The 16,228-nt window shown below is 70.4% G+C and carries 9 protein-coding genes; 1 reads left to right on the forward strand and 8 read right to left on the reverse strand.

Annotated elements, in window-relative coordinates:
• Window positions 1–251 precede the first annotated feature (251 nt).
• From ACIG3E_RS23160 to ACIG3E_RS23195, 8 genes are all read right to left on the reverse strand, one after another.
• Entirely contained in the window at window positions 252–1,196 is a 945-nt protein-coding gene (locus ACIG3E_RS23160) for a hypothetical protein (RefSeq protein WP_399619481.1), read from the reverse strand.
• 134 nt (window positions 1,197–1,330) lie between these two features.
• The gene (locus ACIG3E_RS23165; protein WP_399619484.1) at window positions 1,331–4,270 is read right to left on the reverse strand and encodes a hypothetical protein; all 2,940 of its coding nucleotides are present in this window, start codon (window positions 4,268–4,270) and stop codon (window positions 1,331–1,333) included.
• Between the two features lie 14 nt (window positions 4,271–4,284).
• Window positions 4,285–6,528 carry a hypothetical protein gene (locus ACIG3E_RS23170; protein WP_399619487.1) on the reverse strand — a complete coding sequence of 748 codons (2,244 nt, stop codon included), beginning with the start codon at window positions 6,526–6,528 and terminating at the stop codon, window positions 4,285–4,287.
• A 13-nt stretch (window positions 6,529–6,541) separates the two neighbouring features.
• A complete protein-coding gene (locus ACIG3E_RS23175) occupies window positions 6,542–8,716 on the reverse strand; it encodes a hypothetical protein (RefSeq protein ID WP_399619490.1) in 2,175 nt (724 codons plus the stop codon).
• A gap of 10 nt (window positions 8,717–8,726) precedes the next feature.
• Window positions 8,727–10,874, reverse strand: coding sequence for a hypothetical protein (locus ACIG3E_RS23180; RefSeq protein ID WP_399619493.1), 2,148 nt, complete (start codon window positions 10,872–10,874; stop codon window positions 8,727–8,729).
• The gene (locus ACIG3E_RS23185) at window positions 10,871–12,862 is read right to left on the reverse strand and encodes a hypothetical protein (protein ID WP_399619496.1); all 1,992 of its coding nucleotides are present in this window, start codon (window positions 12,860–12,862) and stop codon (window positions 10,871–10,873) included. The genes ACIG3E_RS23180 and ACIG3E_RS23185 overlap by 4 nt, the downstream gene beginning before the upstream one ends.
• A 552-nt stretch (window positions 12,863–13,414) precedes the next feature.
• Window positions 13,415–13,864 carry a PQQ-binding-like beta-propeller repeat protein gene (locus ACIG3E_RS23190; protein WP_399619498.1) on the reverse strand — a complete coding sequence of 150 codons (450 nt, stop codon included), beginning with the start codon at window positions 13,862–13,864 and terminating at the stop codon, window positions 13,415–13,417.
• Window positions 13,819–14,976, reverse strand: a complete 1,158-nt coding sequence (locus ACIG3E_RS23195; protein ID WP_399619499.1) for a serine/threonine-protein kinase — start codon at window positions 14,974–14,976, stop codon at window positions 13,819–13,821. The genes ACIG3E_RS23190 and ACIG3E_RS23195 overlap by 46 nt, the downstream gene beginning before the upstream one ends.
• A gap of 267 nt (window positions 14,977–15,243) precedes the next feature.
• Here ACIG3E_RS23195 and ACIG3E_RS23200 point away from each other — a divergent pair, with 267 nt between their 5' ends.
• Window positions 15,244–15,963: a hypothetical protein gene (locus tag ACIG3E_RS23200; RefSeq protein ID WP_399619501.1), complete on the forward strand. Its 720-nt coding sequence runs from the start codon at window positions 15,244–15,246 to the stop codon at window positions 15,961–15,963.
• The last annotated feature ends 265 nt before the right edge of the window (window positions 15,964–16,228 follow it).

A 16,228-nucleotide genomic window follows, 5' to 3' on the forward strand; every position in this document is an offset into this window, starting at 1 on the left:
CCTCGGAAAGTTGCGAACTGCGGGCGCGAGAGACTGGAAGCGATGCCGCAGGCAAGAGGTGGCGGGGCCTGGGCGCCTCCGGTTGCGTGCCTGCCAGGGCAGCCTTCGAGCCGGATGCGCTCGCGGGCCGGGGCGGGCACGGAGCTGTTGGTTCCTGCGCAGTGAGGCGGAGGTGCCGCCGCCACAGCAGAGTGCAGCCCGGGGATAGCGGCTCCACCTTTGGGAGCGGTCCGCGCACCAGGTCGCGTCACCTATCCCAGCCCCTCTGCGAGCTTCACCGGAGGCGGCCCGGGCCTGACAGGCCACGGGCAGACACTCGTGCGCGTCGACACCGTCCGCCCCGCCGGGTCGAGGACCAGGGTGACTAGGCAGGGGCGGGCGGACAGGCCGGTGAGATACGGGGCCAGGCCCAGCAGCCCCCGAGGGTGGCCGGGGAACAGAGTGCGGGCGGTCACGAACAGCGCCAGTTCCAGCGGGCCGTCAGCGGCCCAGGCGATGCTGAGGCCGAGACGGCGGCCCGACAGGCGGCGCACTCCGTCGGGCAGGCCCTCCTCCAGCCCGCGCGGTGCCTTGAGGTGGCCGGTCGAGCGGAGGAAGGGGAGCAGGTCGTCGAGTCCCGAGGCAGGCAGCCGGACATACAGCTCGGTCCGCTTCCTGGCCGGCTCCACGCCGAGCAACCGGGGGATCGTGCCGTACGGCAGTCGTGCCAGCCCGGACACCACGCGCTCCGGCAGGGGCAGGCCGGGCGGCAGCGCCGACGGATGAACGCCGGGGCGGTTGGCGGTCGCGGCCGGTGACCTGCCGGACGGCCCAGGGGAGGCCCGGCCGCCTTGGGGGACGGCAGCATCGGGAGCCGCGCGCTCGGCGGTGAGTTCCGCGTACACCTTGAGGCGCTCGCCGCGCCCCGCGATCCAGGCGCCGAACCGCAGGTCCTGCCCGGCCTGGTGGGAGACCAGCGCCTGCCGGGTGGCGGAGGGGAGCGGGGACCCGGTCCCCTCGAGCAGGCGCAGTGCCAGGTCGAGCCGGGCCGGTTCCGGTAGTTCCGGCCCGGCCACCTCGGCGGCCCACTGCCACGTCCGGTCGGGCAGTACGGTCACCTCGATGGGGAAACCCGACGGGGTGAGCCGACTCCACGAACCGGCCACCTCCGGCCACGCGCTCGCCTCCAGGCGGGCCACCGCTTCGTCCAGTGCCACGGGCAGCCGGTGCTCCGTCGGCTCTGACGAGCGGGCGGATTCGGGGGAAGGACCGGTGGCCCCGGCGCCCGCCAGTGGGGCGATCAGCGATTCCACGGCGGAACGGATACCGGGGGCGCAGACGTGGACAGGCGTCATGCCAAGCCGACCCCGATGATGGTCTCCTCACCGTCCACAGGTGCGTGCTGGATGAGGCGGCCATCGGCGGTGACGACGGTGACCCGGTGCCGGAAGGTGCGACGGGCCGGGTCCAGCAGTGCCAGGCGCAGGGTCACCGGTTCGGTGGCGGTGCCCGGAATGTCGATCCGTTCTGTGCGGTCGTAGGAGTGGGCCGGGTCGTGGTACTCGATGTCGAGAAAGGCCTCCCGGACCTCGCCCGGTCCGAACAGGGGTACGGCGCGGATGTCCAGCGCGTCGGTGAAGGGGTCGTCGACGGGCAGGAACGAGGCCTCGCCACTGAGCGGGGCGCCGGTGCGGGAGGTGCCGTTCCTGAGGTGGTGGGTGAACCTCGCGGACCAGGCGCGTTTGGCCGGGTCGCTCAGCCGCAGCTTCCACAGCTGGGTGTCCCCGCCGGGGACCACCCGGAGGGTGTCGGTGTGGGCGAAGGACGCCCCGTCGTCGTAGTCGAGCCGGACGTCGATCGCCTCCACGATCCCGGCGTCGATCCGGCCCGGGAACACTCGCAGCGTGAGGAACCCCAGGTCGTCGCCCGGATCCACGGTCAGCGTCCGGTCGACGCTGGCCCGCGGCGGCAGCTCGTAGCCGAGTTTCTCGCCGACCCACCCGGAACCCGCGTCGAAGTGGTACTGCACTCCGACCCGGAAGCCGAGCTCGTAGGTGGCGTTGAGGAAGGTCTCGAACCGTTTCGGGCCGCGGTCGTTCGCGGTCAGCCGGAACTCCTCGTGCCGGAGGTGGGCCGCGTCGGCGGGATCGCCGTAGTCGATGGACACCTCGGCGGACGAGAGCCCGACGCGCTCGAAGTCGGCCGGCGAGACGATGTCGACGTTCAGCTTGCGGAAGAACGGATCGTCCAGGTCCACGTCGATGAGATGGCTGCTCTTGTCGGGAAGCTGGTCGAGCAGCAGCCCGATGAAACCCTGCGGCGCGTAGGTGCGCTGCACGGCCTTCTTCCGGTCGTAGACGAGCTTGAGTGTCTTGCGCTCTTCCTGGCGGACGAATTTCAGCCGGAAGGACACCAGGGCGGGGGTGGAACCGCTCTGCGGGTTGGTGGGGTTGGTCGGATCAGTCGGGTTGGTGGGGTTGGTGGGGTTGGTCGGGTCGGTCGGGGGCGTGGTCGGGCGGGGCTCGCGGGAGAGCGTGGCCTGGAGGGAGACGGTCTGGCCCGGCGCTGCCACCAGGCCGGTGATCTCGGCGACCCGGTCCTGGACCCGTTCCTCCTCCGGCTTGACCCCACCCGCGGCCCGCCCCCGGCTGAAGCCCGCGGCCTGCGCCGCCGTGATCGTCGCCCGGTTGGCGATGATCCCCTTGGCGACGGCCAGGCGGCGTTCGGAAAGACGCTGGTTCAGCGCGACGATGTGCGGCGCGTCGTTCCCGTCGTAGCTGGCGTGCGCGCTGACCGTCACCGCCTTGGCCCCGGACAGCCGGTCCAGCCAGGCGCGCAGGGCGGCCGCTCCGCCCGGCGGAGGGCCCTGGCCGGGCGCGGCGCTCTGGCTGAACTTGGGGTCGGGTGGGAGCGGGGAGTTGAGCAGGTAGGAGGAGTAGACGGAGTTGGCGGGGGAGGGGGAGAAGCCCTGCTCGTGCGGTTGGTCGAAGGTGAAGAGCAGCTTGAACGTCTCGGTGACCGGGGCCGGGGCGGGCCAGTGGACGGTGACGGGATGCGTGGTGCCCGGCTGTACGTCCACGGTGACGATGCCGTTGGCGTCGGCGTTGCGGGGTTGGCCGTCCACGGTCACCACCGCGCCTGCCGGGCCCTGCACGCGCAGGGCCTCGGTGGTGCCGGTGGCCGCTGGGGTGTGGCTCAGGCCGTGCCCGGCAGGCAGGGGAGTCGGGCTGGTCGTGGTGGTGACCAGTTTGGCGGCGGGCAGTGGCCCGGGGGTGGCGCCGCCTGCGGGGGTCCCGGTCCCAGTGCCGCCGCTCGTCGTACCGCCTCCGGTCGTCCCGCCTCCTGCGGGAGTCCCACCGCCGCTCGTCGTACCGCCCCCGCTCGCCCCGCCTCCCGCCGGAGCCCCGCCGCCCCGGAGCTTCTTCAGCCGCTCAAGGACCGCGTCCAGACCCTCCGGCGGATCCGCGCCCTTGAGCTTGCCCAGGTCCAGTGACGGCTCGAACCACTTCGACAGCAACTCGCTCTTGAAGAAGTCGAGGGCCCACTTCTCCTTCTCCTGGCGGTCCTGCGCGGTGTCGTAGTCGATCACATTGATCTTGATGGCGCCGTCTTGTACGAGCTTCTCGAACCCGGCGTCGATACCGGCCCGCAGCCAGTAGATCTGCGCCTCAAGACCGGCGGAGAAATGCGTGTAGACCCGCTCGAAGTCGGCGGTGATCTCCACGTGCAGGTCGGGGGTGAGCGCCGAGTACTGCAACTCGTAGATCACTCCGACCGGCGTCGCGCCCTTCTCGAATGCCTGCTTGAGGACGGTGGCGCCCTGCTCGGACAGGGCCAGCGAGAAGACGGCCGTCTCGTCTCCCACCAGGGACGGCTTCGTCGCACCGAGGATCGTCGTGACGGGGACGAAGGCGCCGGGCGGGGGCTCGGCGGTGGTTCCGCCGGGGCCCGAGAGGTTGAGCGCGACGCAGCGCACGGTGCCGGTGTCCACTGGTGCCGGGGCCAGCCTCGGCTCGGCGCCACGGATCAGACCGGACGCTCGCGCGAGGATCTTGGCCCGGGTGGCGGCGGGGAGCGTCACCACCGACTGGAACATGAGGAACCCGCCGCCGCTGATCCCGGCGTCGGCCACTGCGGGCCGGTAGCGGATGAACGTGAACGCGGGCGCCCCGTCCGGCAGGGTGCCCAGGGAGACCCTGGAGGGCAGGTACCAGAACTGGGTGGGATCGGCGGAGTCCCTGAGGACCTGGACGCCGTCCTCCTCGAAGGTGTCGTTGCCGAGTTGCAGCACGGGGGCCTCCCGGGTCAGGTGGTCGCGGGGACGGTCACCACGTCGTCGTCGAAGCGGGTCCAGTCCTGCTCTTCGGACAGGCCGTTGTGGAAGAGCCTGCGGACCCTCAAGTCGTAGGAATCCCGCGCCGGATCGACGAAGTCGAACTCGAACACGCCGGTGGTGCCGGGGCCGGTGAAATCGAAAGCGTCGGCGAACGAAAGGCCGGAGAGCGGGTCCTGTGCCCGTGCCTCGACGTGGATGCGCTCCAGCCCCTTGGCGGCGAAGTCGGCCGGTGAGCGCAGGGTCACCGCGCGGTGACCGCGCAGGTCCGCCCGGACGAAGACGCGTGGCCGCAGCGTGGTCGACCACGGGCCCTCGAACACGGTGGAGTCGCGCATCAGCAGCGTCATCCGATAGCGGACCAGAGAGGCCCGCGGATCGACCCGGTCCACGACGAACGGCCGGACGACGGGGGTGTCCTCGCTGATCTCCACGGTGTCCTCGGCGTGGACTCCGTGGGCCGCGTCGTCGTAGGAGAAGTCCACCCACGCCCGTTCCACCTGGGTGAAGTCGAGTGCCGACACCACCGTCACCCGGAGCCGCGCCGGGAACGGGTCGGCCACGTCCACCTGGGGCGCGGCCAAAGGGGCCGACGGCAGGACGTGGTCGCGCTGGTCCGCGCCCCGGTAGGTGATCTCGGCGAGCACCGGGCCCGCGGGCTCACCCACGAGGAACCTGTGCCACGTCGCCTCCGGTCGCTGCGCGCTGAGGCGGACGATGTCGTCCTGGCGGATGCGGTGGTCGGGGTCGTCGTAGCGCAGCCGTACGTCGATGTGCGGGTACCGGTCGAACGGAAAACCGGGGCGGGTCAGCAGGGGGATGGGCTCCTGGGAGAACAAGTCGCGCGGCTCCAGGGCCACTGTGTCGCCAAGGACCTGGACCGGCGGGGACGAGAGTTTGCCGGGCCGTTCCCCGTCGTCCGCGGGCACCAGGTCCACGGTGAGCGTGAGGTCCACCGGCTGAACCATTGCCCCGCCGGAGAGGGCGGAGGGCCAGCTCATCTCGTCCTGGGTGTGCTGGGCGTCAAGCCGCACCGTCTTGACGGTGCCGCCGTACGTCGCGGACGCGGTGAGGGACCGTACGGGGTCGCGGACGAAGTCGGCCTGGGAGACGACCTTGAGCCGTCGCCGCTTGAACCAGGGGTCGTCGGCGTCGACGCTGATGATGAGCCGGTCCGGATCGAGGCCCGCGCCGAACTCCCTGAACAGGCCGCTGAGATGGCCCTGCGGATAGATGGTGCGGCGCACGGTCGTCCGCTCCGACAGGTCCACGTCGAGCCGCTTCTTGTCCACCCGGTTGTAGTGCGTGCGCTTGTAGGTGAACGCGCCCGACGGGGTGCTCCGGCTCGGCGCGAACGCACTGACCACCTCGCGGGCCCGGTCCCACCCGTCGGGCTCCTCACGCAGCGGCGCGAGGGAGCTCTCGAAGAACGCGTCGGTGATCATGTCGCGGGCGCGGGCCGCGGCCGCGTCACGGCGTTGGGTGAACGTGCCGGTCTCGTCGTCCTCCGGGACGAACGTGTCGACCTCGTAGACGATCGCGCGCTCTTCCTCGAGGCGCTCCATCACGTCCTGGATCTGCACCGAGTCGAAGAGGCCCTCGTGACCGAACGACGTGTCGAGGATGTCCTGCACCCGGTCCCAGTCGATGGTGAGCTTGACGTGGTAGGCCGGGCGCAGCGCCAGGTAGTCGAGGCTGTACACGACCCCGATGGGGGAGAGCTCGCCGCGCATCGCCCGGTCCAGGATGGTCGTGCCGCGCTCGTCCAGCTCGATTGAGAACGCGGCCCTGTTGTCCCCGTACAGCGAGGGCTTGGAGGCGTGCAGGGCGGTTCGTACGAACACCGGATCGCCGCCCGCACCCCCACCGCCTTCGTCACGGTGACCGAACAGCATCAGCGACACCGACCCGTCGATGACCGGCAGCGGCGACACCAGCGGAGTCTGCGACAGGCCGGACAGGCTCTTCAACGCGGCTGTCACGTCCCCCAGTTCGGCGGCGGTCATGCCCAGGTGCACGTCGAAGTCGGCGAAGCCGCCGCTGAGAGTCTCCGACCGGAACTTGATGAGCTGGAACGACGGCACCTCCATGGCGCCGTCCGCGCGGGTCACGAAACGCGGTGCCAGCGGCATGCAGTAGAACTGCCGGGGATCGGCGTGGTCACCGAGGATCAGCTTGTCGTCGATCCGGTAGTACGGGGGCTTCTCCTGGAGCATGTGCGCGGCCCTCTCAGGCGGGGTTCTCGAGGATGAGGACCTCGTCGGTGCCGGTGCCCTGAGTGCGACGCGGGTCACCGCCATCGAGCGGGAAGTAGTCGGCCTGCCACTCATAGCGCTTCAACGTCCGGTCCAGTACGACTCGTTCGTACGTCTTCTCCGTGTCGCCCTTGCGGAAGACGAAGGTCTGCGTGTCGTCGATCTGGTTGCCGGGGTCGGCGTAGTGGAGCGTCACCTTCGCCAGCTTGGTGGCCGTCCAGTCGACGAGGTCAGGCACCACGGTGACCGTCAGAGTGTCCGAGGCGGGGCCCACGAGCAACAGGGAGCCGGTGAGCGTCTGCTCGCCGGAGTCCTTGTCGCTGCCGTCGCGGAACGTCGTGACGGTACGCCAGACGACCTTTCCGCCCCGCTCGTCGATCACCGGGAAGCGCCAGTCCAGGAACCGCTTGTCCTTCGACAGCGCGACCGATTCGGTCTGCCGGTAGCCGTTGACCTCATCGTCGTAGGACAGGTCGAGGAAGATGGTGTCCACCGACCGTTCGAAGTCGCCCCGGGTGCGCACCTGGACCGTCCGGTTGGCGGAGAACGGGTCGTCCACGTAGAACCGCTGGCCGGTCAGGGCGCTCAGGTTCCTGACGAACTCGCGGCCGTCCTGCATGAAGTACTTGACCGATCCGCCGTAGGGCTGGACGGGCTGGAGCAGCACCTCCTTGACGGCCAGCTTCGTCGTCTGCGCGTCGATCTGGAACCGCTGGACCAGCGGCGCGCCGTTCACCGCTGGGTGCTCCAGGGTCAGCACGGCCCGCTTGACCTGGTCGAAGTTCATGTCGCCGAGCTCCACATCGACCAGCCAGAGCCCCAGCTCGTCGATGTTGATGATCAGGTCGGTGGTGGTGTCGGTGACCCACGGCGAGGTGAACGTACGGCTCTCGCCGACGTAGTTGACCACGTACTGGTACTTGAACTCGGTCGATCCGCCGTCGATGAACGCCGTGAACTTGCCCACGTCCTCGGGCCCCCGGAACGTGAACGTCTGGATGCCGTGCCGCGCGGTGTGCGGAGGATAGTCGACCTTCACTTCGACGCTGAAGATCGGCAGTTCCGCGAAGTCGGCGTTGACCAGGATGTTCAGGTTGAGCTGGCGGAAGAACGGATCGTCGGTGTCCACCTCCTGCATGTAGTCGGGCCAGTTGTAGCCCTGGCTGGGCAGGGACTGCATGTTGCCCTGGGGGTACACGTCGATGCCGAACACCTGGTTCCGGCTGACCTCGATCCGCACGTCGGCGATCTTGTTGGTGGTGACCGAGCGGTGGATGTTCTCGAAGTCCTCGTCACGGATCTTGGAGAAGTCGCGGTTCTCCGGCGGGATCGTCTCCAGCAGGTTCCGCTTGACCGCGTCGTCGAGCTGCTGGCCGACCGAGGCCTCCAGCGCGGTCAGCATCTTGGCGACCTCGGGGTCGTTGGTCTCCAGGGCGCCGGGGTCGGTGCGCACGATACGGGACTCGGAGTTGACGAAGAGCTCGGAGACCGTCTCGCTGAAGTCGTCCTCGGACCAGAAGTTCTCCTCGAAGTCCACGTCCTGGACGAAGCTGTAGAACTTCTGGGCGGTCCAGGTGCCGGTCACCGTGACCGGAGGCATCCGGCCCGCGAAGCGCAGGTGGTACACGACCCGGACGCCCCCGGCGCCCTGGCCGCTCATCGCCGCCTCGAAGACGGGTACGCCCAGCTGGCTCAGCTCGGCGGAGATCGCTACGACGTTGTTGCCGTACATCGACGGTGTCCCGGCGTGGTTGACTTTCTGCACCAGCGCGCCGCTGCTCGCCAGGATGTCCACGACGACGTCGGCCTTGGTCACCGCCGGCTTGGAGAGCGTGACCTGCTCGGGCGCGACCGGTGGCACTCCAGGACCGCGGCGCGCGGTGACGTGCTGGGCGAACCGTACCCGGACGGCCTGATCCTGTTCCGGCGTCAGTGACAGCTCCACGTCCATGAAGACCAGTCCGGCCCCGACGTCGCCATTGGGCATCGGCCTCGTCGTGCGGTACTTGAGGAACTTGAACACGGCCTTGCCGCCGGTGTCTCTGCGCAGCACCACGTTCTTGGGCAGGACGTAGCCCAGCGTGTCGTCGGTGTCGTCTAGGTAGACGGTGGCCTCGGGGAGGTCCAGGGCTCCGAGGAACTGCAGCATGTCGATCTCCTCAGTCGTGGGGCGTGTCGATGAGTGCGGCGATGTCCCGGGTTCGCCGGACGGGCCGCCCGGCGACGGTTAGCTCGGCGACGAGTGCCATCCAGCCCGCCGTCCCCCCCAGTGCGGCCCGGGCTGCGGTGCGCCGGTCGCCGTCGAGCGACGCGGACAGGGCGGTGGTCCAGGGCGGGATGCCGGAGCTGGTGCCCTCGGCGACAGCCGTCCAGACACCGTCTGGTGACTTCGTCTCGACGGCGACCCGGGTGACCCTGACCTCGGCCGGGTGGATGTCGATGCCGCCTCCCAGGCCCCGCCGGATCGCGTCCCGGCGCCCGTCCGGTAGGTCGATGCGGCTGGTGACCTGCAGGAACGAGGCCGGGCCCGCGTCGATGAGACTGATGGCGTTCGGGTGGTCGAGGAACGGCCCGGGTGGGACGTAGGTCCAGCTGCCCGGACGGTCGGGATCGGGCCGCAGTTCGACGCCGTCCACGAGGATCGGCGGGTCGACGTCGATGACGAGGAAGTCCCGGGGCGCCACCGGGGCCGACCAGTCCGCCGGGCCGACGCGCCAGAGCACGCCTGGCTGGAACGGTGAAGTCGCCGTCCAGCGGATGTCCGCCTGCGGCCGGTCGGCGTCGAGGCGTACCGTCTGCGGTTCCGCCTCGCCGCCCTCCGGTCGCCACTGCACGGTCAGCGGGCCGCTCACCGGTGCGTGCCGCAGCCGGGCCAGGTGGGTGCCGAAGCCCGGAAGCGTGGCCGGGTCCAGCTCGATCCGCCGCCGGTCCACCGGCACCTGGACCGGCTGGCCGAGGCCGAGCGGCTGTACCGTGATCGTCGCCGGGGGGGCGTTCGCCGTGACCGGGACAGCGAGCACCGGGCCTGCGGCGTCCACCCGCCCGAGCGTCGTGCCACCGGCCGTGCGCACCTCGGCGACGGCGAGGGCGGTGAGTGCGCGGGTGGCGCGGACCACGGTCAGGGGGACGGGGAACGCGTCGGGGGCAAGCGTCAGCAGGGTGGTGTGCGCGGGCCGCCAGGGGCCCTCCAGCTCGCCGGTGCCGTCTAGGACCGCCCGCAGGCGCACCTCGCCCTTGAGCCGTTCCCCGGGCGCGAGGGTGATCGTCGTGGAGGTCACGCCGCCGGGCGCGGTCAGGGGCACGCTCGCGGTGACCTCCTGGGGCCGCGTGGCGGACGGCGGAACCCGCAAATCGGCGAGGAGCAGGGCGAGGCCCGCCACCGGGGCGGGGAGGTTCGCCGCGAACGTCACCGTGGTCCGGCCGGTGGGCGGTGCGGGCGCGTCGACCTCGCGGACGTGGTGCGCCGGATCGCTGGCGGCCAGCGCGCGGGCCGCCGCGTCGAGGTCGAGGGTGAGGGCCTGGTCCACGTCGACGGCCGTGGGGTCGGCCAGGTCCAGGGTGAGGGCGGCTGCCGGGACCTGCTCAAGGAGCCGGTGCAGCGGCCTGGCGACCGGCTCGGGCCGTGACACGGCGGGCCGCAGCCGCAGGGCGAGCGCCGCCGCCCGGTCGGGCTGCGAGGGGGCACCGAACACGGCCTCGTCGAGGGCGGTGGCGAGCCGGTCGAAGGGGACCGCCGCACCGGGGCCGAAGCGCTGCGTCAACGTGGCGAGCAGGGCCTGGGGATCGACGGTCGCCCGCAGCGGCAGCGTCGGCGCGACGGCCTGGAAGGTGAGCCGCAGCGCCGCGTCCACTGGCACCGTCCCGTCGCGCACCAGGCGGGCGGCCAACACCGCTGCGTCGGCGGGGAGTTCGGCGACGACCCGCGTGGTGGTCAGTGTGTCCGGGCCCAGGGCGACGGGCGGGGCCAGCGCCGCGCCGGGGGTGCCGAACCTGGCGGACACCTCCAGGACCCCGCGGAGCGGCTCGGCCGCCGAAAGGAGCAGGGGGGTTCCGTTGGTGGCGGCGGCTTCACCGGCTTCGGTCAAGGGGGTCCCGACAGCGAACCCCGCCTCGATCCGGCCGCTGGCCTTGAGCCCTTCGCGCAAGAGGGTGACGAGGAGAGCGACGCCGCCCTCCGGCAGTGGTTCCAGGGTGAGCACGGAGGGCAGGAGCACTCCGAGGCCGAGACGGTCACGTGCCTGGTAGGCGGCGCCCGGCAGCGTGTCGAGCGGGCGGCCGAGATCCGGGAGGCCGGTGAGTTGCGTCATGACGCCGGCACCGTCCGCACCGGCACGAGGATGGTCGCGGACGTCTGTCTCCACACGCTCTCCCCGACGCCGCCGCTCTGCCACCAGGTCTCGGTCCGGTAGCGCAGCGGCGGCACCGGTACACCGGTGAGCAGCGGCTGGATCGGGGTGCGCACGGTGGTCGCCGCCGACAGCTCCGCCTCGGTCAGCCGTACCGTGCCGCCGTTCTCCACCATCACGACGAACGCGACCACCCGGTCCGCGGGCCGGTCCGGGGCGGTGAACATCGACGCCACCGCCTCCACCTGGATCTTCCGGGTGAGCTGCGGGTTGGCCGTGTGGTCGAAGACCCTGTCCCACACGGCTTGCCGGTCGGGCTCGGTCACCACACCGCTCTGGTCGAGGACGAGCCGGTCGGGTCCGCCCGCGGGCAGCGTCTCGCCGGGCACCAGAACGATCTCCGCCCGCTCGTCCGCGGCCAGCCTGCGGCCTGCCGCCAACCCGTCGACGCGCAGGGGTACCTCCCTCTCACCGAGTACGGCGCTCACGCCGAGCCGGTCGATGCGGGCCGGGCTCTCGGTGTCGTTCGCGAGGGTGCCGGTGATCCGGTCCGGCCGCACATCGGCCAGGGTGAGGGTGAGGGCGTCGCCCACCATGTTCTCCAGGCGGAGTTCCAGCGGAATGTCCTCGGGCTGGTCGCCGCCCGCTCCGATCCGCACCTCGCCGCGCAGCAGGCTGAGTGAGGAGCCGAGCAGCGCTTCGTAGACGAGCCGGAAGTCGTCGTACTTCAGCGTCTCGGCGTGCGTCACCCCCAGCTCCAGGTCGATCAGCGCGCCGGGCCGGTACGTCAGGGCCGAGGGCGCGGCGCCGCCCTCGGGCAGGGCGAGCCGGAGTACCGGCTGTGCCTCCGGCAGCACCTCCAAGCGGACCGGGACGGTCGCCCCGTCGGTCCTGGCCCGCTCCTCCAGGGTCGGACGGGCCTGCTGCAGCCGACGCGGGTCGGTCACGGCGCGGGCGAAGAACTCGGCCGTGATCCGGATGTCCTCCTCGCTCTCGGCGTCGGCGGCACGCACCCGCAGCGCGGGCCCGGTGGGGGTCCGGGCCAGCAGGAACCGGTCGGGCACGAAGAAGAACTGCTCGGGGCGAACCGGGTCCTGCCAGTAGGAGTGTCCGCGCCCGTTGAAGGAGATCCGCAGCCGCCGCATCGGGGACACCGGGCCCGCCGCGCCGCCGAGCCGTTCCAGCTGGGCGGTGGAAAGGACCAGGGGCGTCGGCGGTGAGACGTAGTCGAACCGCAGGACCTGCTCCACGTAGCCGATCTCGCCGGTCTGTTCGAACCGGTAGTCGGTGGGGACGCCCACGGCGATCCTGCGGATCACCACCAGGTTCACGTGGTACCGCGGCGACGACATCGCGGCCAGGAGCTGTTCGCGCAGTCCCGGCGTGGAGAGGGGCATCTCGGCGACCACACGCGGGCCGTCCCAGGTGACCTTGGTGAACTCCAGCTCGTGCGTCATCTCGCCGCCGCCTCCGGTCACCGGCAGCAGGTAGGTGAGCGCGACGACGATGGAGTGCGACAGCGTGCCGATGTCCGGTCCCGCCGCGGGCGGAATGGTCATCAAGGTCACGAGGAGGGTGTTCACGCCCTCGCGGTCGGTGATGGTGATCCGGGGTTCGTCGGCCTCGCCGACCCGGTCGTAGACCAGCACGTAGCCGGGCAGGGCCAACTTGATCAAGCCGTCCGAGGTCTCGAAGACGTCGGTATCGGTGGGGGCCGCGTTCGGCGCGACCGGCACCGTCAGCTCGGCCCGGCGCAGGTAGGGGAACGGTTCGAACCGCAGGTCCGGGTCCCACGGCTTGATCTTCGGCCCGGCCCAGGTGGGAAGCAGGTCCTTCGGCACGATCCGCGGGCGCAGGGGCACCGGTTGGGGGTCCGGCCGACGAAAGCGGGCCCGGAAGACGTCGCGGAACCGCAGCCCGTCCGGCGGGTCGACGAACTCGTCGCTCACGTCCACCACACCTTCATCCCCGCCACGGGATCAGCTGCTCCGATTTCCGCAAGTCGGGCTTGCAGAAATTTAAGGGCTATTTCTCAATATACAGTGCACTGACATCTGGTACCCGGTGAAATGATATGAAAGGCCTCTTAGGGGAATATGGTGGTGCCGGGAGACGTGAACGGGGCGTCAGAGCTTGGGTGTTGTCCCAGGTGCGGTACGCACCGTTGACCGCAAGGGGTTCGATTCCGCGGCCCGTCCGGAGCTCTCATCGTTAATCGCGATACCCGCCAGTAGTTCGAGGGGTTCCGCCAGCAGACAGGCGGGACGCCTACGGCTCGGCGGACACTCGGCAGGTCAGGCCCTTGGCGGGGAGCCTGCCCGTGGTCAGGTACAGCGTGGTGCTTGTGTCCGCACAAGAGTTGGTGCCGTGGACGATGTGCCGCTCTCCTCCGGCGGCGGTGACCAGGGGCGTCTGGCAATCCCACTCGTTCTGAACGCGCAGAACCTGTGCCTGATGTCGAGATGCCGAATCGGACCTGCCTGCCGCTGTGGCATCTGCTCTCATGTCTGCACCGCGTACAGGTTGTTGTCGTTCAGGTTGTCGCCGCTGCCGACGTAGACCACGCCGTCGGCCACCGTCGGCGACGATTCCACCCAGCCGCCGGTGGGGAGGGCCCAGAGTTGTTCGCCGGGGCCGGTGGGTCCGTCGTCCAGGAGCTTCCAGGTGGTGAGGGCAGTTGCGGCGGTGAGAGTGGTGCCCGTTAGGGCGAGCAGGGCGCGGCGCCGGGATAGAGAGGGCCGAGGGGTGAGGATATGGCCGTGTGGCGGTGAAGAGAGGTCTGCGGCACGGCTTCGTGGACCGGATTCGCCGGTCTCGGGGGCGGGTTGTTCGCTGGTCTGGGTGGGTTCCTGGTGTGCTTCGGGAGCCGCTGTGGCAGTGGGAGGTGCGGTTGGGGCTGAGGGGATTAGTTCGGCAGCGGGGGTGAGAGGTTTCTGTGACGGGACAGGCACCGGAGTGTCGGTGTCGGACTGGGCTGCCTGGCGCGGCGTGGAGGTTGTTTGCGGCTGCGTCGGCGGTGGGGTGCTGGGCAGGGGGTTGAGGTTTGTGCCTGGATGAGGTGGGCGATCGGGCCGGGCATCCAGCCGGGCTGGGCGTGGAGCAGTGGGGCGGCGCTCGTCTGCCCGTGTGCGTCGTGTGCGGTGCTCAGCTGGTCGAGCAGGGCGGGCACGGTGGGGCGTTGGTCGGGCTGCTTGGCCAGGCAGGCGGCCACCAGGGGGCGCAGCACCGGCGCGAGGGTGCCCAGGTCGGGGTGTTCGTAGACGGTGCGGAAGTGCAGGGCGTGTGGAGCACCGGTGCCGAAGGGGCCGGCGCCGGTGGCGGTGTAGGCCAGGATGGCGCCGAGGGCGAAGACGTCGCTGGCGGACCCCACGGGACGGCCGGTGAGCTGCTCGGGGGACATGAAGCCGGGAGTGCCGATCGTCATGCCGGTATGGGGCAGCGCACTGGCCTCGCTGGCGACCGCGATGCCGAAGTCGATCACGCGGGGGCCGTCGGCGGCCAAGAGCACGTTGGAGGGCTTGAGGTCGCGGTGGACGACTCTGGCAGCGTGGATGGCCTCCAGGGCCTCGGTCAGTGCGGCGTCCAGGGCCAGGACCGACCGGGACGGCCAGGGGCCATGTGCGGCGATCGCCTCGCCCAGCGAGAGGCCGGGGATGTAGACGGTGGCCAGCCAGGGCGGCGAACCGTCCGGGCCGGCGTCGACCACGCAGGCAGTGAAGGCCCCGTTGACCCGCCGGGCAGCGGTGACCTCACGAGCGAAGCGGCGCCGGAAGTCACCGTCGCGAGCCAGGTCAGGGCGGACCACCTTCACCGCGCGCGGTGCGCCCCCGGGCGAGCGCGCCAGATACACCTGCCCCATACCGCCGACACCAAGGCGTGCCACGACGCGATAACGCCCCACCCGCCGCGGGTCTTCTGGCTCCAGGGCCTGAAACGATGCCACCCCGCGCCCCCCTGCCTTGCCCTGCTCTGCGACCGCGGCGCAGGCGCCCATTATGCCCACCGCCTCCATGATCCCGGTGCGTTTCATAGGTGAACGCGATGGTTCGTGTGACAAATCCATGAAGGATCACTACATGAGCGACGCGTTGAGCTGCTGACCTAGTGACCAGTTGATTGGCTGGCCTTGCGCAAGGAGGTCGATCTCTCTGCGTATCCATGATCAGGAAGAGGGTCTGGCAGGGTGCTGGACATAACGTTTCCCGGTGGGATGTCAGTGCTTGCTTCTAGTCTCTGAGTCATGACGTCAGCAAGGTCCAGGCGGCCAGTCGATGAACTCCCGGGTGATCCCTCCCGGTTGTATCTGCACTACGGTCACGGGCATCCCGCGGTGCCGTACGACTTCGAGGACACTCTGGAGTCCTGGTACGTCAAGGTCACCTATGGGCTGGCGGGTGACGAGGAGTGGGAGGACGAGGAGGGCGAGGAAAGCCGTGCTCCCGCTGCGGGCATCGAGGTCGGGCATGTGATCCTGTGGCGGCTGCGTGATGACACCGGTGACAGTGGGTGGGAGGCGGCGGATGCCGAGTCCGGTGATCTCGAGGTCATCGCCTCAGCCGTTCTCGGTCGGTCCGGACGCGCGGGCTACAGTGCCGCGTTCGAGAAGGCCGTCACCCACCCCGTCGGTGATCTGCTGATCCTCGACCGCGTCCATCTCGACAGGGCATGGAGGGGCTTCGGACTGGGGCCGATCCTGGCGGCTGAGGCGATCCGCCGCCTGTCCGGGGGCTGTTGTGCGGTGGCGGCGTACCCGGCCATGGGCGAGTATCCCGAGGACCGCGAGCAGGTCACCGAGGCGTACCGCCGTCAGGCGAAGAAGAAGATCGCCGCGCTGTGGGAGAGCATCGGCTTCCAGCGGTTCCGCCGAGGGGTCTGGCTCCTGGACACCGCCCTGCGGCAGCCGGAGGAACTTATGCTCGCCCGTCGCGCTGAACTGCACGCGCTCAGCGCGGATTTCCAGCGGTGCGGCCTCTTTCGGAGTGGTCCGGTGGGCGCAGTGAATGTCGTGGAGGACGGCAGCGAGGTGTCAGTGGGGCCACGGACGATCTAACCCTTAGAGGGTGTTTTGCCGACTCTTGCTAACTTCTGGGGTGAATTCTGGTGAGTGATAGGTGAGTTGCATGCCTGGACCGCAGCACTGCGTCGATCCGGCGGTTGAAGCTCTCCTGCACGTCGGTGGTCACGCGAACCCTCCTGAGCAGTCGGATTGGCTGGTCCGGACCGCTGCGGGATGTGCCCCCCGGGGGCGGGGCACGGCGCCGGCGAACGGCCCGTCACCCGACGCCTGCTCTCCACGGGACCACGTATGTGCAGGT

The sequence above is a fragment of the Streptomyces sp. NPDC053474 genome (genome assembly GCF_044544845.1).
Lineage (GTDB): Bacteria > Actinomycetota > Actinomycetes > Streptomycetales > Streptomycetaceae > Streptomyces.